Raw genomic sequence first — 17,458 nt, forward strand, 5'->3', positions numbered from 1 at the left:
GAACCGGGCTCTGACCCCTCTTTATTCTGATATGCTGTCCCCACACAGCGGCTGATTATCTTCGAGTATGACCTTGTCTCCCCCGGATTCCATCCACTCAGGCACCACCAAGGGCCGGCCCAGCCGGTCTGCAAGCAAGCCGCACGAAGCCGAACCCGCGCCTGCTCCTGGCGTCGCGTCGATTTCCCACCTCGCCAGCAAACTGGCCGAATACCTCACGCCCGCCGAACTCAAGAAGGTCAAGGAAGCCTACCGCTTCTCCGACGAGATGCACCTCGGTCAGGTACGCAAGTCGGGCGAACCCTATATCTCCCACCCGATCGCCGTCGCCGAGATCTGCGCCGACTGGAAGCTGGACGCCCAGGCCATCATGGCCGCGCTGCTGCACGACGTGATCGAGGACCAGGACGTCAAGAAGGAAGAGCTGATCGAGCGCTTCGGTCCGCAGGTCGCGAACCTGGTCGACGGCCTGTCCAAGCTGGAGAAGATCGAATTCCAGAGCGTGGTCGAGGCCCAGGCCGAGAACTTCCGCAAGATGCTGCTGGCCATGGCCAGCGACGTACGCGTCATCCTGATCAAGCTGGCCGACCGCCTGCACAACATGCGCACGCTGGGCGTGATGGCGCCCGCGAAGAAGCGCCGCATCGCCAGCGAGACCATGGAAGTGTATGTGCCGATCGCGCACCGGCTGGGCCTGAACGACATCTACCGCGAGCTGCAGGACCTGTCCTTCTCGCACCTGTACCCGCTGCGCTACCAGACCCTGGCGAAGGCGATCAAGGCCGCGCGCGGCAACCGCCGCGAAGTGGTCAAGAAGATCCTCGACGCGGTCAAGAACACGCTCGCCGCCGCCGGTATCCAGGCCGAAGTCTATGGCCGCGAGAAGACCCTGTTCGGCATCTACAAGAAGATGCGGAATAAACACCTGTCGTTCTCGCAGGTGCTGGACGTGTACGGCTTCCGCGTGGTCGTCGACACCGTCCCGAACTGTTACGTGGCGCTCGGCACCCTGCACGCCCTGTACAAGCCGATGCCCGGCAAGTTCAAGGACTACATCGCGATCCGCAAGATCAACGGCTATCAGTCGCTGCACACCTCCCTGATCGGCCCCTACGGCACCCCGGTCGAATTCCAGATCCGCACCCAGGAAATGCACCGCACCGCGGAAAGCGGCGTGGCGGCGCACTGGCTGTACAAGACCGGCGACCAGAACATGTCGGACCTGCAGCAGCGTACCCACGCCTGGCTGCAGTCGCTGCTCGACATCCAGCAGCAGACCGGCGACTCGGCCGAGTTCCTCGAGCACGTCAAGGTCGACCTGTTCCCGGACTCGGTGTATGTGTTCACGCCGAAGTCGAAGATCATCGCGCTGCCGCGTGGCGCCACGCCGCTCGACTTCGCCTACTCGATCCACACCGGCATCGGCGACCATACCGTGTCGGTCAAGATCAACCACGAGCCGGCCCAGCTGCGCACGGAACTGCGCAACGGCGACATCGTCGAGATCGAGACCGACCCCGACTCGCGCCCGAGCCCGACCTGGCTGTCCTTTGTCCGCACCGGCAAGGCGCGCTCCGCGATCCGCCACTACCTGCGCACCATCAACCTGAACGAATCGGTGGAACTGGGCCAGGAACTGATGGCGCAGGCGCTCGCCCAGCTCGGCGTCAAGGGCGAGCTGCAGCAGTCCACCATCGAGAAGCTGCTGGCCGAATCCTCGGCCAAGTCGATGGAGGAACTGTACGCCGACGTCGGCATCGGCAAGCGCATGCCGGCGCTGGTGGCGCGCCACATCTTCGGCCTGATGGATGGCGCCGTCGACACCGTGCCGGCCCAGGACAGCACCGGCGGTCCCGAGCTCAATCCGGTCACGATCTACGGCAGCGAAGGCGTGTCGGTGCAGCTGGCGCCCTGCTGCCTGCCGATCCCGGGCGACCAGATCGTCGGCCAGCTGCGGCGCGACCAGGGCCTGGTGGTCCACACCGGCGACTGTTCGCAAGCCAAGCGCCTGCGCAACAAGGAACCGGACCGCTGGATCGCGGTCCAGTGGGGCACGGAGCTGAACCGCCGCTTCGACTGCCGCATCCGTCTCCTGATCAACAACGAGAAGGGCATCCTCGCCAGAGTCGCCGCCGAGATCGGCGAGTCCGACGCCAACATCACCTATGTGGGCATGGACGAGGACGACGAACACATGATGACCCAGCTGCGCTTCACCATCCAGGTGAAGGACCGCGTGCACCTGGCCCACCTGATCCGCAACCTGCGGCGTGTGGCGGGCGTGAACCGGGTCGAGCGCGAGCGGACGTAATTTTCACGCGTGGGCACAGTGTGCCCACCCTACGGCTATCGGTAGGGCGGGCACCCCGTGCCCGCGTATGCATCACCGTACCTGCGTCAGATCGAACACCGGGTTGTAGATCAAGCCCAGCACATTCCCGAACGGATCCTTCAGCTCCGCCACCTTGATCCCCTCCCCCACCTCCTGGATCGCCTCGTGCGAGCTCGCGCCAAGCCCGACGATGCGCGCGAACTCCGCCTCGATGTCGTCCACGCCCCAGTACACCACCGAGCCCGCCGTGCCCGGCGTCCCATCCGGCACCAGGCCGAGCTCGAAGCCGCCGATGGCGAAGCCGACGTAGAACGGCTGGTCGAAGTAAGGCGCCGTGCCGAACACCTCGGTGAACCAGGCCTTGGCCTTGTCGAGGTCGGACACGGGGTACTTCACGGTACGCAGTCCCTTGATCATGTTGGTCTCCTGATATCCCTGTCAAAACGACATCATGCCATCCCGCGAGGGCAAGGTATTGGAAAAATGGAAGCTCGGCTACAATATCGCTGCAGGAGGACGACCTCCCCCATCCGGGAACACACGCGGGACGGCCCGGTTATCAAGGGAGCCGTCATGGCCTGGATCCTGTTGCTCGTCGCCGGTCTGTTCGAAGTCGTGTGGGCTTATTCGATGAAACTGTCGAATGGCTTCACCCATCTCACCTATTCCATCGTTACCATCGTCACGATGATGGCGAGCTTCGGCTTGCTGTCGGTGGCCATGCGCAGCCTCGCTTTAGGCACGGCCTATACCATCTGGACCGGCATCGGCGCGATTGGCGCATTCATCGTCGGCATTGTCTTTTTGGGCGAGGAGATCAGCCTCATGCGCGTGTGCGCCGCGGTATTGATTATCGGCGGCCTCGTGCTGATGAAGCTGTCGGCGCATTAATCGGCCAGCTGCTCGACGCTCTGGCCGATGCCAGCATACTCGTGGAATACATCGTCGAGATAAATGGCGATGTCCGGCGCCATGACATCCGCCGGAATCATCACATCGTTCAGTCTTGTCCGCTTCCCCGAGTCGGCGCGATAAACGAGCCATTCCCCGTTTTCGCGCCGGACCTCGACCTGGAAGCGGCCATAGATATTGAATTTCATGGCCGCCTCCAGGCTTACTTCGCGCCGTTCACGTTAATGAAGGGGATTGCGCCGCCCGCCACATTCGGCAGCTTGCCGTCCCACTTGTCGATGGCCAGGCGCTGGTTCTCCATTTCACGCAGACGGATCAGTTCCGGCGTCACCTGCTGGCGCTGGATGGCCAGCGATTCGGCCTCGGCCCTGGCTTGCGCAACGCGCTGCTTGGCTTCCACTTCGATACGCAGCAGGTCGCGTTCCGCCTTCAGTTTCAACTGCTCGGCCGTGGTCTTGGCTTCGATCGCTTCATTGAAGGAGCGCGAGAAGTTGAAATTCACGATCGAGAACTCGTCGACCACGATGCCGTGGCGGCCCAGGCGTTCGCGCAGCTGGACCATGATCTGGTCGCGCACGTCGGTGCGCTTGGCGATCAGCTCCTCGGCGGTGAAGCGCGCGGTGACGGCCTTCACGGCTTCCTGCACGGACGGGATGATGATGCGCGTGCCCGGCTCGTTACCGAGGTCGCGGAACACCGTCACCGCCGCCGAAGGCTGCACGTGGTAGTTCAGCGCCACGCGGGTATGCACGATCTGCAGGTCGCGCGAGGCGGCATCGCCGTCGCCTTCACCTTTCTGGATCGAGACGTTGACCAGGTTGAGCTTCTGCGCCAGCGGAATGCGGAAGTGGATACCCTCGCTCAGCACCTCGCTGCTCGGGCTGCCGAACGTCGTCATCACGCCCCGGTGTCCAGACGGTACGGTGCCGAAGGGCGCGAGCGATACCACGAGGATCAGTGCGACGACGATACCGATCACCTTCAATGGCAACCTGTTCATTTCAATTTCCTTTCGATGAGTTCTGCCGAATCACACTGTGCTGGCAGGCCGTCATGTTTATGAACGACCAACAAAGTGTATAGCGGCGGAATTCATAAAAACATCAGGAAATTCTGATGATCAAGTTCGGGAAAGTCGAAGATAGCCGTGTCAGGTGCTGATTGCGGTGGTAAAGGTCAGGCGATTGCCGAATGGGTCCTTGACCGACATGTCGCGGGTAGCCCATGGGGTATCGTCCAGGCTGGGACGCGCATACTTATGCTGCTTTGCGATCAGCTCGGCATGCAGCTCGTCGATCCCGTCCACCGCAATCCGCATGGCCGAGCCGGGACAACAATCGCCGTGATGTTCGGACAGATGCAGGATGCAGCCCTCGCGCGAGATTTGCAGGTAAAGCGGTAGATCAGGCGCGAAGCGGTGCTCCCAGTCGACCTTGAATCCCAGGAAATCCACATAGAATTCTCTGGCCTTCGCTTCATCAAACATGCGGAGTATGGGAGTGGTGCTATGCATTCTCATGCGTCGGCCCTTTGCGATTTGATTGATTGTGCAACAATTCAATTTCGATAAGGTGAATATACCACCGCGATCGAGGCATGGGATGCAGTGCCTTGAAGCCGGTCTCTGGACTATTACTGTTCCGCCCGCAGCTATGCCTGAATTCTGGCGCGGCGTCTCGTGTCTGTCTCCACTGCCAGTTGCTTCAGGAGCGCAGCCGCTAATCCGGCTCCTTGACGGCCTGGATATCGATCAGGATCATCGTCGCGCCCTGCTCTTTTACGAGCACATAAGTGAAATGGCCGGGGCCCAGGGGCTGCTCGCCCACATAATCGTCGGGCTGCAGGCGTACGCGTTGCCGGTTCATGAGCAACTGGATTTTCGGGTAGCCATAGGCGGATTTCATGTCCCGATAGCCGGTCACGCCGCCGGACGCGATATCGCCGTAGTCGATGCCGTTCACCTCGACCTGCCCGAGCGGCACGCCGGTCTGGTTGCGGATGCGGACCTGCGAGACCTCGGCGTCGGACGGCTTGTCGGACAAAGCAAACAGCAATGCGAGGATGCCGCCGACTGCCAGCAAGACAGCAACGAAGGCTCTCATCGCCGCCTCGCCATCAGGCCCGCACACAAGAGCACCAGTCCGAAGAGCTGTATCGCAATGGCAAGCTGGCCGCCATTACCTTCCGTCGGCACGATCCGGACATACCCCCCACGCTGGCGCATGTAGCTGAACATATCGACAGGCAGCAGCTCAGCCAGCGGCGAGAGCAAGGCAAGGCCGAGGACAAGAAAGAAGATGCCTGCCCGGATGAGCCAGCGCGCCATCGTAGTCAACCCAGGCTGCTCCGCAACCAGTCCCGCCCCCGCCCGTCCAGCGCCTTCTCGATGACGTCGGCCGGCAGGCTGTACACCGTGGCCCAGGTCGCCCGCCCATCCGCCGCATTCGACGGGAAGCTGGTGGTCTCGATCGGCCAGTGGTATTTGCGCTTCAGCGAGCGCACGATGGCCGCCAGGGTCACGCGCCCGCGCAGGGGCTCGGCGCCGGCCTGGTCGGCGTTGGAAAGCAGGATTGCGAGGACTTGGCCGCGCCCTGTGCGCGGACCGGGGAAAATGGGAGTTTTCTTGGCCATGCCGGCATTCTAGCCGGGCTGGCTGGACTGTGGCCGCGCAAAGGCCTGCGGCGTCTCGCCGGCGAACTGCTGGAACTCGTGGATCAGGTGCGACTGGTCGTAATACCCGCATTCTCCCGCCAGCACGGCCCAGTCGATGGCGCCCGGTTCGGCACGCAAGGCCGCACTGGCGCGCCGGAAGCGGCACACCATGGCGAAGGTCTTGGCGTTCAGGCCGACGCGCTCGCGGAACTGCAGCGCCAGGTGCTGGCGCGAGACGCCCAGCTTGTCTGCCAGCTCCTCGATCCGCACTGCCCCGCCGGCACGCTCGATCAATCCGACGGCCGTGCGCGCCAAACGGTCGGCGCGGTCCGCCTCATGCACGCGCAGACGCCCGAGCAGCGCACGCTCGATCACCGCCAGGCGCTGTGCGACCGGCAGTTCGCGCTCCCACAGCGCCGCTGCCAGCGCCTCGGCCTCATCGCGCGGCCACAGCTCGGACAATAAAGGATGCCCGTCCTGCAGCGCATGCAGCGGCAGGCCGAAGAAGGCCCGCGCCGCGCCCGGCAGGAAACGCACCGCCACCGTCAGCACCGGCGCCGCGACCTCGACCCGGTGCGGGCGCGACATCATCCCGGCCACGAAGCCGAGCGGCGCGCGGTCCTGCCACAGGATGTCGATGCAGTTATCCGGCAGCACGCGATGGCGCACCGGCGCGCCGCTCGGCAGCGAATGGCTGGTCCACAGGCAGGCGACATGCCCTGCCAGGGCCGGATGGGGCGGGAATTCGCGGTAGAGGTGCATAGCCAGGCTAGCGCCTGTGCAAGCCCAGCGCCAGGATGCTGTCGAAGGCCGCGCAGGCGCCGGCGCTGGCTTCGGCAATCTCCTCCGGGCTGTGCACATGCTCGCGCAGCGCCTGCATGAAGGCGCGCCAGCGCGGGCCGGGGCCGGCGTCGACGCCCTTCAGGTAGCGCAGCGGATGTGGCGCCAGCTGTTCGTGCAGGCGCTGGTAGAGGACGGCGCCGCCCAGCTGCGAGCCTTCGATCACATAGCACACGCCCCAGCGCCAGGCGGGGCTGGAGGCGGCCGGCCAGTCTTCGATGGCATTCGTCACGACCGGTGCGCGGGGCATGCCCTGCTCGGCCAGGTCCTGCTCGATCAGGTCGAGCCGGCCGGCCTGATCGAACTGCGGACCGTCGCTGAAACCGCCCAGCCAGTCCTGCAGCGGCGCCAGCCAGGCGCGCAGCATCGCCAGGTGGACGGCGTAGTCGCCCAGCGAGGCATCGGCGGCGCCGATCGGGAGGCCGCTGTCGAGCTCCTGGTGGCGGCTGGCCGTGGCCGTGCGCAGCGCGGCCAGCGGGTCGCCCGGATGCGCGGCCCGATGCGTGGCCTCGGTATGACGGTTCATGGTTCAGTCGGCAACGGGTTCGGGATAGTCGACGCTGAGGATTTCCAGCTCGTCCGTGCCCAGCGGCGTCTGCAGGATGACGAGGTCGCCCTCGCGCGCCTTGGTCAGCGCGCGCGCCACCGGCGACACCCAGCTGATCTTGCCCTTCAGCGGATCGAATTCGTCGATGCCGACGATGGTGACGGTGTGCTCCTCGCCGGCCTTGTTCAGGTAGGCGACGGTGGCGCCGAAGAAGACTTGGTCGTTGCCGTAATGGACGGACGGGTCGACCACGAAGGCCGAGTCCAAGCGCTTGGTGAGGAAGCGGATGCGGCGGTCGATCTCGCGCAGGCGGCGCTTGCCGTAGATATAGTCGCCATTCTCGGAACGGTCGCCGTTCGAGGCGGCCCAGTGCACCACGCGCACGACTTCGGGCCGGTCGACGTCGATCAGCTGCAGCAGCTCGTCCTTGATGGCCTTGTGGCCCGCCGGGGTGATGTAGTTCTTGGAGCCGGCCGGGATCTGCTGGGCCAGCGCCAGGGCTTCGTCATCGTCCTCGTTGTCGGACTCTTTTACAAATGCCTTGTTCATAGGTCACATTGTAGCGCCAAGCGCACAAGCGTGATGCATGTACGGCACGGCTGCGGCGGTGGGCCCCGCCTTTTCCCGTATCATTCGGACATGACACGAGCCATGACGAATGCGCGCACCCGCCTGTTCGCGCCGCTGGTGCACCTGGCCGCCCTGCTCCTGCTGCTCGAAGAGTGGTGCTGGGACCTGGGCGCGCGGCTGGGTGCGGGCCTGGCGCGCTGGCCGCTGCTGGCGGCGATCGAAGCGCGGGTGCGCCTGCTGCCGCCCTGGGGCGCGCTATGCCTGTTCGTGCTGCCCGGGCTGCTGCTCCTGCCGGTCAAGCTGCTGGCGCTGATGGCGATCGCGCACGGCCATGCCTTCTCCGGCATCGCCACCATCGTCATCGCCAAGCTGGGCGGCGCCCTGGTCGTGGCGCGGATCTACGCTCTGACTTTGCCGACGCTGCTGGCGGTGGGCTGGTTTGCGCGCTGCCACGGCTGGTTCATGACGCTGAAGAACCGCTGGGTCGGCCGGCTGCGCGCCAGCCAGGCCTTTTTGCAGGCAGGGAGAATGGTGCGGGCCTCGCAGCGCGCACTGCGCCAGTGGCGTTTTCGACTCGCCCGCCTCGTGCGCGGCAGGCGTTCCGGCGTGCCCTTCGGCAGCCGCCACGCCAGCCGCGCGTCGCGGGTGCTGCGCCGCTTCGTCGTACTATGGCGCGCACGGCGCCGCTGACGGATCAATGACATGAACAATGAGACCAAACTAGCCCCTGTCATGCAGGCCGCCGCCACCGAGATCTACCTGCTCGACGCCGACACCCTGCTGCTGGTCGACGTCAACCAGGCGGCGCGCCAGAACCTCGGCTACGAGCTGGCCCGGCTGAACGGCATGACGCCGCTCGACCTCGCCCCGGGACTCGACGCCGCCGAGCTGAAGGCCCTGCTGGCCTCGTTGGGCCAGGAGGTCGGCGCCCAGGTGAGCGTATCGACCCGCTTCGTGCGCGCCGACGGCAGCCGCTATCCGATCAAGCTGTGCTTCTTGCGCATCGTGCGCGACGGCCGCTCGCTGTTCCTGGCGATCGGCGACGACCAGTCGCTCGCCCACGCCGCCAGCGCCGCGCTGCAGGAATACCAGTCGCGCTTCAACGCCGTGGTCGACCATACGCCGGGCCTGGTCTACCAGTTCGTGCGGCACCCGGACGGCTGCACGGCCTTCCCCTACCTGAGCGAAGGCTGCAGCGCCCTGCTGGGGCTGTCGGTGAGCGAGCTGCAGCAGGATCCGGCACGTTTCCAGCAGCTGATCCTGGCGGAAGACCGCAAGAGCTACCAGGAGACGATGCAGGCCTCGATAGACTGCGCCTGCATGTGGAACTGGGAAGGCCGGATCCGCATCGAGGACACCTGGAACGACGTCAAGTGGATCAACCTGCGCGCGACCCCGATCCCGCTCGACGGCGGCGGCATGCAGTGGGACGGCATCATGACCAACATCACGGCCAGCAAGCTGGAGCAGGAAGAAACGAAGCGTTCGCGCGCCCGCCTGGCCGAGCTGACCGAGCACAGCGCCCAGGTCAAGGAGCAGGAGCGCACCCGTATCGCGCGCGAGATCCACGATGACCTCGGCGGCAACCTCACGGCCATCAAGATGGCGCTGGCCATGCTGGCGGCGCGCCTGCCGCAGGAGCCGGCGCTGCAGGAAAAGGCCGATTACCTGGACAGCCTGGTCGACCGCACCATCGAGGCGGTGCACCGGATTTCGCTGGACCTGCGCCCCTCGACCCTGGACCTGGGCATCGTCGCCGCGCTGGAATGGCAGGCGCGCGAGTTCGAGAAGCAGATGGGCATCGCCTGCGTGTTCCGCGCCGACGGCGACGAGATCGAGGACATCGAGGGCGAACTCGACCCGGACCATGCCAGCGCCCTGTTCCGCATTTTCCAGGAATCGTTGACGAATATCGCCAAGCACGCCGGCGCGACCCGGGTCACGGTCACGCTGCGTCGCCAGCGCCAGCACCTGACGCTCACCATCTGCGATAATGGCCGCGGCATCACCCCGGCCGACCGCCTCAAGCCGCAATCCTTCGGGCTGCGCGGCATGAAGGAGCGCGCCAAGGCTCTCGGCGGCACGCTGAGCTTGTCGCCGGCCCCTGGAGGTGGCACGATGGTGGCCGTAAAGATCAGGCTGGCCGCTCCATCCTTAGCGTCCCGGCAACCCGAAACCACCCGAGCATGACCGAAAAAGCCAGCATCCGCGTTTTTATTGCCGACGACCACGCCATCGTGCGTGCAGGCCTGAAACAGATCCTCGCCGAAGAGCGCGACATCAGTGTCGTCGGCGAGGCGGAAACGGGCCTGGACGCCATCAAGCTGTTCCGCAAGTCCCGCTGCAACGTGCTGCTGCTCGACATCTCCCTGCCCGACCGCAACGGCATCGAGGTGCTCAAGCAGATCAAGGATGACAAGCCGGAGCTGGCCGTGCTGATGCTGTCCATGCACAGGGAAGACCAGTACGCGATCCGTTCGCTGAAGGCCGGCGCCTCCGGCTACCTGACCAAGCAGAGCGCGCCGCGCGAGCTGGTGAACGCGATCCGCCAGGTGGCCAGCGGCCAGCGTTACGTGAGCGCCCAGCTGGCCCAGGTGCTGGCGGCCCAGATCGGCGACGACCACGACAAGCCGGCCCACGAAAACCTGTCCGACCGCGAATACCAGACGCTGATGATGATCGCCTCGGGCAAGACGGTCAGCGAGATTGCCAAGGAGCTATCGCTGTCGGTCAAGACCATCAGCGAATACCGCTCGCGTCTGTTAGCAAAAATGAACCTGAAAACGAGCGCGGAACTCACGCATTATGCGATCCGTAATCAATTGATAGATTGAATTGTTGCTGCATCAATACAGTCCGCATAACTGAGCAGTGTTATGCCGCTTTTTCCGCTGATCAAATTCACCGAATTTAGCTAACATGGCAGACATAACTAATCGAAGTAGCAATGTCCAACATGTCCAGCTCGTCCCAGAATCCCGCGGAGATCGCCCGCGAAGCCTTTCGCCGGCTCGCCACGCGCCGCATCGCGCCCACGCCCGACGCTTACCGCGAGATCTATGACGAGATCGCCGGCGTGGTCACGCTCGCCGCGGTGGCCGAGGCGGCGCCTGAAGCCGACCCGGGCGCGGAACACGTGCTGTCCGGCTTCGCCTACCGCCTGGCCGACACGCCGGGAGAATTGGCCGAGATCGGCTCGCGCCTGAACCGCGCCGTCAAGCAGCGCGACTGGGACGGCTATTCGAAGATGCTGTCGCAGCTTACCGAAAAGCACCTGCGCCGCCATACCCACCCGGTGATGGCGCTGGGCGTCGAAAACGACGACACCCGGCAGATGCGCGATCTGCTCAGCCGTACCCTCACCTTCGCAGTGGCTACCCTGCTGCCGGCCGGTTCGCCGCTGGCGGGCGAGGCCGAATCGCTGGGCGCCGCCGTCAAGAGCGCGCACGACGAGGCGGCGCTGCACGAGATCGGGGCGCGTCTGAAGGAACTCTGCTACCAGATCGAGCTGAAGAGCGGCGACACGGCCGAGCAGCAGGAGCTGCTGCTGCGCCTGTTCAAGCTGCTGCTGGAGAACGTCAGCGAGCTGCTCGACGACGACAGCTGGATGCGCGGCCAGATCGCCGCCGTGCAGGATCTGATTGCCGGCCCGCTCGACCAGCGCGCGCTGGAAGACGCCACGCGCAGCCTGAAGGACGTCATCTACAAGCAGGGCCAGCTGAAGCACGGCATCGCCGATGTCAAGCTGACCATGAAGAACATGATGATGACCTTCATCGACCGCCTCGGCTCGGTGGCCGCCTCCACCGGCGACTACCAGGAAAAGATCGGCGGCTTCTCGGAGCGCATCCGTGGCGCCGCCAACATCGAGGAACTGAACCTGGTGCTCGAAGAAGTGCTGCGCGAGACCCGCGCGGTGCAGGCCGAGGCGCTGGCCTCACGCGACCGCATGGTGGCCGCGCACCAGGAAGTGCAGGAAGCCGAAGCGCGCATCAAGGACCTGGAAGCGAAGCTGCAGCATATGAGCGAGCTGGTGCGCGAAGACCAGCTGACCGGCAGCCTGAACCGGCGCGGCCTGGACGACGTGTTCGAGCGCGAAAGCGCGCGCGCCGACCGCCGCGGCACGCCGCTGTGCGTGGCCCTGCTCGACCTCGACAATTTCAAGAAGCTCAACGACACCTATGGCCACCTGGCCGGCGACAAGGCCCTGCGCCATCTGGTGAAGGTGGTCAAGGACACGCTGCGTTCGATGGACGTGATCGCGCGCTTCGGCGGCGAGGAATTCCTGATCCTGCTGCCGGAAACCAGTGTGGAGGCGGCGGCCGCGGCCATGGTGCGGGTGCAGCGCGAGCTGACCAGGCACTTCTTCCTGCACGATAACGAGAAAATGCTGATCACCTTCTCCTGCGGCGTCGCGCTGCGCCACCAGAACGAAGACCAGCAGGCGCTGATGCTGCGTGCGGACCGGGCGATGTATCAGGCCAAGACCAGCGGCAAGAACCGGGTGGTGGTCGCCGAGTGAGTAGAGTTATTAATATGATACGAAAACGCCGGCATGCCGGCGTTTTTTGTATCGGGTTCAGAAAATAAATTATTTTTTTTAGCCCTCAAGTTCCCGGTTCCGACGCCGCCAAGACACCCCTACCCTGAAAAAATATCGTTGCCTCACGAAAATTTTTTAGCTTCCACCCATAAAGTTTTCTGGCAGCAGTACGTTACCTGCTTCAACAGCGGTGTGAATGTCACGGAACAGCGTGGCACACCAAAGTGATCGAGTGGCACGTCGCCACACAATTGCAAGACCAAGTCTGGAGAAACACCATGGCATCCGTAATCAATACCAACGTTGCATCCCTGAACTCGCAGCGTAACCTGGCTTCCTCGTCCGCTTCCCTGAACACCTCGATCCAGCGCCTGTCGTCGGGCCTGCGCATCAACAGCGCCAAGGACGACGCTGCCGGCCTCGCGATCTCGGATCGTATGAGCTCGCAAATCCGCGGCATGAATCAGGCGACCCGCAACGCTAACGACGGCGTGTCGATGGCGCAGACCGCCGAAGGCGCTCTGTCGAGCTCGGGCAACATCCTGCAGCGTATCCGCGAACTGGCAGTGCAGTCGTCGAACTCGTCGAACTCGGCAAGCGACCGCCAGGCTCTGCAAACTGAAGTCACCCAACTGGGTTCGGAACTGGGCCGTATCGCCAACACCACCGAATTCAACGGCCAGAAACTGCTGGACGGCACGATGGGCACCGCGAACTTCCAGGTCGGCGCCAACGCCAACCAGCTGATCTCGATGACCGGCTCGAACTTCCAGACCAACACCTACGGCAACAACACCGTAGCCGTGGATGGCGCGGACGTCGCCGCCAGCTCGGCAGCAGCCGCAGGCTCGGTGACCGTTTCCGGTTCGCTGGGTTCGGTCGACATCAGCACCACGACCTCGTCGTCGGCCAAGTCGATCGTTGCCGATATCAACAACAACACCGCCAAGACCGGCGTGACCGCGACTGCCCAGTCCGACGTCAACCTGTCGATGTCCAGCGGTTCGTACTCGTTCAGCCTGAATTCGGATAACGCAGCTTCCGACGCAGTCACCGTGTCGTTCTCGATCGGCAGCAGCGGCAACGGCGCCACCGACTACGCTTCGGCAGTCAACGCCATCAACGCCCAGTCGGCCAAGACCGGCGTGACCGCCCAGTACGACTCGAAAGAAGGCGGCATCAAGCTGACCAACTCGAACGGTTCGGACATCAACCTCGGCTACAAGAGCGGCGGCGATGTCGACATGAAGAACTACAAGGCCGACGGCACCAAGCAGACCGCCGCAGCGTTCCAGCTCAACGCGACGAACACTGCCGCCACCGCACAAGGCCGCGTGACCTTCGATTCGGACAGCAGCTTCTCGCTGAAAGAAGCCACCGCGACCGGCTTCAACCTGAGCGGCGGCGCCGGTACCACCAAGGCTTCGAGCCTGGATTCCGTTGCCAAGCTGGACATCACCACCTTTGACGGCGCCCAGAAAGCGATCAAGATCGCCGACGCGGCTCTGTCGAAAGTGAACGGCCAGCGCGCTCAGTACGGCGCACTGCAGTCGCGCTTCGATTCGGCAATCTCGAACCTGCAATCGACCACCGAGAACCTGTCGGCATCGAAGTCCCGCATCACCGACACCGACTTCGCTTCGGAAACCGCGAACATGACCCGCGGCCAGATCCTGCAGCAAGCTGGTACCTCGATGCTGGCCCAGGCGAACTCGCTGCCGAACGGTGTCCTGTCGCTGCTGCGTGGCTAATCGCTGAAACAGCTCACCGTAGTGGTGTAACCGATTCCTCGGCTGAAGAAATTCAGTCGGGGAATTTTCGCTAGGGAACTTAATTCACTATGAATATTCCGCCAGTTGGTTCACCCGTCACCACGAAGCTCGAAGAGCGCCAGGTAACGCAGGCCGAGCAAGGAAGCGCCGTGTCCGCTGTGGCCAATAAAGCCCCGGCAGCCGCGGCAAAGGCCTCGCGCGAAGACCTGGACGCCGCCGTCAAGAAGATCAACGACTCCATGCCGGCCTCGGCACAGAGCCTGCAGTTCTCGATCGACGAAGACAGCAAGGACATCGTGGTCAAGGTGATTGACCAGAGCACCAAGGAAGTCGTGCGCCAGATTCCGACGGAAGAGGCGCTCGAGATCGCAAAATCGCTGGACAAGATGCGCGGCCTGCTGATCCGGCAGACCGCGTAAAAGCGTCCAGTGCTTCCCTGACAAGACCGCTGCCGCCGCAAGCCGCAGCGGTCTTTTCTTTTTCATATCGTTTCTCGCCTCGAAACGCTGCTCAACCGTTCTGAATCGGAATAAAGCAGTATTTCCCACTCTCAAGTACGAATTGGCGCGGCCGTTAATGACTTACATTATCCCTTTCTCGAGGAGGCCACGTGGGACTCAGTTCATCAGGTATCGGATCAGGTCTTGACGTCGACGGGCTCGTCAGCAAGCTGATGTCGGCCGAGTCGGCGCCGCTGGCCAATTACGCCAAGAAGTCGGCCGCGGTACAGTCCGAAATCACCGCCTATGGCAAGCTTAGCGCCGCGATCGGCAGCTTCCAGGGCTCCCTGTCCTCGCTCAGCAACGTTTCGACCTTCCGCGCCCTCGGCGTCACCGCCGGCGACACCGACGTGCTGAGCGGTTCGGCTTCGGGCACGGCCGTGCCCGGCAACTACAAGATCAACGTCACCCAGCTGGCCTCGGCGCAAAGCCTGACCACCACCGGCCGCGCCAGCACCAGCGCCATGATCGGCGCCGGCGCCAAGACCGTGCTGACTTTCCAGTTCGGCAACGTCGGCGGCGGCAGCTTCGGCGTGACCGGCAGCGCACTGGGCGCCTCGGTGCCGACCGGCGGCATCGCGGCCGGTTCGCTGACCCTGAACGGCACCGCCATCGCCACCGACGGCAATACCCGCAGCGCCAAGCAGCTGGCGGCGGCCATCAATGCCCAGACCGAAAAGACCGGCGTTACCGCCACCGCGGCCGCCACCAGCACCGCCGCCGACCTGTTCAGCGGCTTCGGTAGCGTTTCGGCGGCTGCCGGCAGCAGCTATTCGCTGACCGTCGGCGGCATCGAGCTGGCCGCCCTGGACAATACCGGTACCGGCGGTCCGCTGGCCGCGGGCGACATCGACACTGCCCTGACCGGCACCAACCCGACGACCCAGGCACTGACCGCGGCCGGCATTACCTTCACCGGCAAGGCCTCGGACGGCACCCTGCGCTTCTCGGCCGCCGACGGCGCCGACATCGCGGTGACCGAAACCGTCACCGGTACCGGCGTGAAGGGCGGCATCAAGACGCTCGACGCTGCCGCCAACGACGGCTCCACCCTTACCGCGACCGCCGGCATCAGCCTCAGCTCGTCCTCCGGCACCTCGATCCTGGTCGGCGGCAGCAACCCGGCGCTGGCAGGCCTGGCCGCCGGTACCCAGGGCAGCTATGTCGGCTCGACCTTCACCCAGGACGGCGCCCAGGCCAGCGGCAGCGTCACCCTGGAAGCCGGCGACCAGAGCCTGGCCGGCATCCGCGACGCCATCAACAAGGCGAACGTCGGCGTCACCGCCAGCATCATCTCGGACGGCAGCGATGCGCCGTACCACCTGGTGATCACCTCGAACAAGACCGGCGCCAGCTCTGCGATGAAGATCGGCGTGGCCGGCGCCGACGGCATCGCCCCCGACCCGGCCATCGCCAGCCTGCTGGGCTACGACCCGGCCGGCGCCCAGGGCCTGACCCAGACCAGCGCCGCCCAGAGCACCAAGCTCAACGTCAACGGCATCGAGGTCAGCAGCAACAGCATGGACGTCACCGGCGCCGTCGAAGGCCTGACCATCAGCGTCAAGGACACCGGCACCAGCACCCTGAACGTGACCCGCGACACTGCTTCGGTACGCACCGCGATCGACAGCTTCGTCAAGGCCTACAACACGCTGAACTCGACGATCTCGAGCCTGACCGCTTACAACGCCGACACCAAGACCGCCGGTCCGCTGCAGGGCGACGCCACCGCGCGCGGCATCCAGAGCCAGCTGCGTGCCGCGCTCGGCAAGGCCGTGCAGGGCCTGGGCGGCGGCCTGACCACCCTGAGCCAGGTCGGCATCGCCTTCCAGAAAGACGGCAGCCTGGCGCTCGACTCCGGTAAGCTGAGCAAGGCGATGACCGAGAAATACGACGACATCGCCGGCGTCTTCGCGGCGGTCGGCAAGGCCACCGACAGCCTGATCTCGGTGTCCAGCAACTCGACCAAGACCAAGGCCGGCAATTACGCGGTCAACATCACGCAAATGGCGAGCCAGGGCGCGCTGAAGTCGGAAAACGCGCTGGCGGCGAGCACCACGATTGCCGCCAACACCACCTGGACCGTCACGCTGAACCAGACCGACCCGGTCACGACCAGCAAGGTGCAGAACATCGCGATTCCGGCCGGGACTTATAACCAGAAAGAACTGGCCGCCATGCTGCGCTCGGCCATCAACGGCGACAGCGACTTTGCCGGTTCCGGCGACACGGTCGAGACCTCGGTCGACGCCGACGGCAAGCTGTCGATCTCGTCCAGCAAATACGGCGACACCTCGAACATCGCGATCGCCAGCGTTACCGGCACCAAGGTGGAGGACCTGTTCGGCGCCGCCACCCCGGCCAAGGGCCTGAACGTGGCCGGCACCATCGGCGGCCTGGCCGCCACCGGCAATGGCCAGACCCTGACCGCGATGGCCGGCTCGGCGGTCGAAGGCCTGCAGCTGAAGGTCAACGGCGGCGCCACCGGCGACCGCGGCACCATCAGCTTCTCGCAGGGCTATGCCTTCCAGCTGAATACGCTGGCGGGCGGCTTCATCGGCACCGACGGCATGGTCACCGGCAAGACCGCTGGCCTGAACGCGACCGTGAAGTCGATCCAGAAACAGACGGATACATTCAACACGCGCCTGACCGCGATCGAAGCGCGCTACCGCGCCCAATTTACCGCCCTGGACTCAATGCTCTCCTCGATGCAGACGACCCAGAGCTACCTTACTCAGCAGCTGGCGGCCATCGCCGCCAACAACTAACCCTGGATTTATCGGAGAA

19 protein-coding genes are annotated in these 17,458 nt (G+C 64.5%); 9 read left to right on the forward strand and 10 right to left on the reverse strand.

All coding sequences use genetic code 11. The annotated features are described in order from the left end of the window. Positions 1 to 67: 67 nt before the first annotated feature. Entirely contained in the window at positions 68 to 2,311 is a 2,244-nt protein-coding gene (locus AC07PE_RS03230; protein WP_498761516.1) for a RelA/SpoT family protein, read from the forward strand. A 72-nt stretch (positions 2,312 to 2,383) separates the two neighbouring features. On the opposite strand, the gene AC07PE_RS03235 is transcribed toward AC07PE_RS03230, so the two are convergent. Continuing rightward, on the reverse strand, positions 2,384 to 2,749 hold the full coding sequence (locus AC07PE_RS03235) for a VOC family protein (protein ID WP_498761518.1): 366 nt from the start codon (positions 2,747 to 2,749) through the stop codon (positions 2,384 to 2,386). A gap of 156 nt (positions 2,750 to 2,905) precedes the next feature. On the opposite strand from AC07PE_RS03235, the gene AC07PE_RS03240 reads away from it, so the two are divergent. Next, positions 2,906 to 3,223 (forward strand): DMT family transporter, encoded by a 318-nt coding sequence (locus AC07PE_RS03240; protein WP_498761520.1) that lies wholly within the window; start codon positions 2,906 to 2,908, stop codon positions 3,221 to 3,223. Here AC07PE_RS03240 and AC07PE_RS03245 read toward each other — a convergent pair. The 9 genes from AC07PE_RS03245 to greB form a co-directional block, all read right to left on the reverse strand. Continuing rightward, positions 3,220 to 3,432, reverse strand: a complete 213-nt coding sequence (locus AC07PE_RS03245; protein ID WP_498761522.1) for a DUF7661 family protein — start codon at positions 3,430 to 3,432, stop codon at positions 3,220 to 3,222. The two genes, AC07PE_RS03240 and AC07PE_RS03245, sit on opposite strands and share 4 nt — an antisense overlap. Positions 3,433 to 3,446: 14 nt before the next feature. Then, a complete protein-coding gene (locus AC07PE_RS03250; RefSeq protein WP_498761524.1) occupies positions 3,447 to 4,244 on the reverse strand; it encodes a prohibitin family protein in 798 nt (265 codons plus the stop codon). 150 nt (positions 4,245 to 4,394) lie between these two features. Further along, complete coding sequence (locus tag AC07PE_RS03255) at positions 4,395 to 4,763, reverse strand: glyoxalase superfamily protein (protein WP_498761526.1); 369 nt, start codon at positions 4,761 to 4,763, stop codon at positions 4,395 to 4,397. 199 nt (positions 4,764 to 4,962) lie between these two features. After that, positions 4,963 to 5,346, reverse strand: a complete 384-nt coding sequence (locus AC07PE_RS03260; protein ID WP_498761527.1) for a hypothetical protein — start codon at positions 5,344 to 5,346, stop codon at positions 4,963 to 4,965. Then, positions 5,343 to 5,570, reverse strand: coding sequence for a hypothetical protein (locus AC07PE_RS03265; RefSeq protein WP_498761529.1), 228 nt, complete (start codon positions 5,568 to 5,570; stop codon positions 5,343 to 5,345). Before AC07PE_RS03265 ends, AC07PE_RS03260 begins: the two co-directional genes overlap by 4 nt. Before the next feature lie 5 nt (positions 5,571 to 5,575). Further along, positions 5,576 to 5,875, reverse strand: a complete 300-nt coding sequence (locus tag AC07PE_RS03270; RefSeq protein ID WP_498761531.1) for a hypothetical protein — start codon at positions 5,873 to 5,875, stop codon at positions 5,576 to 5,578. Positions 5,876 to 5,884: 9 nt separating this feature from the next. Further along, positions 5,885 to 6,658 (reverse strand): DUF6597 domain-containing transcriptional factor, encoded by a 774-nt coding sequence (locus tag AC07PE_RS03275; protein WP_498761533.1) that lies wholly within the window; start codon positions 6,656 to 6,658, stop codon positions 5,885 to 5,887. A 7-nt stretch (positions 6,659 to 6,665) separates the two neighbouring features. Next, positions 6,666 to 7,262, reverse strand: coding sequence for a biliverdin-producing heme oxygenase (locus AC07PE_RS03280; protein WP_498761535.1), 597 nt, complete (start codon positions 7,260 to 7,262; stop codon positions 6,666 to 6,668). 3 nt (positions 7,263 to 7,265) lie between these two features. Continuing rightward, on the reverse strand, positions 7,266 to 7,832 hold the full coding sequence (gene greB / locus AC07PE_RS03285) for a transcription elongation factor GreB (RefSeq protein ID WP_498761537.1): 567 nt from the start codon (positions 7,830 to 7,832) through the stop codon (positions 7,266 to 7,268). Positions 7,833 to 7,922: 90 nt separating this feature from the next. Here greB and AC07PE_RS03290 point away from each other — a divergent pair, with 90 nt between their 5' ends. From AC07PE_RS03290 to fliD, 7 genes are all read left to right on the forward strand, one after another. Further along, entirely contained in the window at positions 7,923 to 8,543 is a 621-nt protein-coding gene (locus AC07PE_RS03290; protein ID WP_498761539.1) for a hypothetical protein, read from the forward strand. 12 nt (positions 8,544 to 8,555) lie between these two features. Beyond that, on the forward strand, positions 8,556 to 10,043 hold the full coding sequence (locus tag AC07PE_RS03295) for a sensor histidine kinase (protein ID WP_498761540.1): 1,488 nt from the start codon (positions 8,556 to 8,558) through the stop codon (positions 10,041 to 10,043). Further along, positions 10,040 to 10,687: a response regulator gene (locus AC07PE_RS03300; RefSeq protein ID WP_498761542.1), complete on the forward strand. Its 648-nt coding sequence runs from the start codon at positions 10,040 to 10,042 to the stop codon at positions 10,685 to 10,687. Before AC07PE_RS03295 ends, AC07PE_RS03300 begins: the two co-directional genes overlap by 4 nt. A gap of 113 nt (positions 10,688 to 10,800) precedes the next feature. Continuing rightward, positions 10,801 to 12,375: a GGDEF domain-containing protein gene (locus AC07PE_RS03305; protein ID WP_498761544.1), complete on the forward strand. Its 1,575-nt coding sequence runs from the start codon at positions 10,801 to 10,803 to the stop codon at positions 12,373 to 12,375. A 299-nt stretch (positions 12,376 to 12,674) separates the two neighbouring features. Further along, on the forward strand, positions 12,675 to 14,147 hold the full coding sequence (locus tag AC07PE_RS03310) for a flagellin N-terminal helical domain-containing protein (RefSeq protein ID WP_498761546.1): 1,473 nt from the start codon (positions 12,675 to 12,677) through the stop codon (positions 14,145 to 14,147). An 89-nt stretch (positions 14,148 to 14,236) separates the two neighbouring features. Beyond that, on the forward strand, positions 14,237 to 14,587 hold the full coding sequence (locus tag AC07PE_RS03315) for a flagellar protein FlaG (RefSeq protein WP_498761548.1): 351 nt from the start codon (positions 14,237 to 14,239) through the stop codon (positions 14,585 to 14,587). Between the two features lie 191 nt (positions 14,588 to 14,778). Continuing rightward, on the forward strand, positions 14,779 to 17,439 hold the full coding sequence (fliD, locus tag AC07PE_RS03320) for a flagellar filament capping protein FliD (RefSeq protein ID WP_498761550.1): 2,661 nt from the start codon (positions 14,779 to 14,781) through the stop codon (positions 17,437 to 17,439). Positions 17,440 to 17,458 lie beyond the last annotated feature (19 nt).

It is taken from the genome of Telluria sp. GW821-FHT07G12, assembly GCF_059418525.1.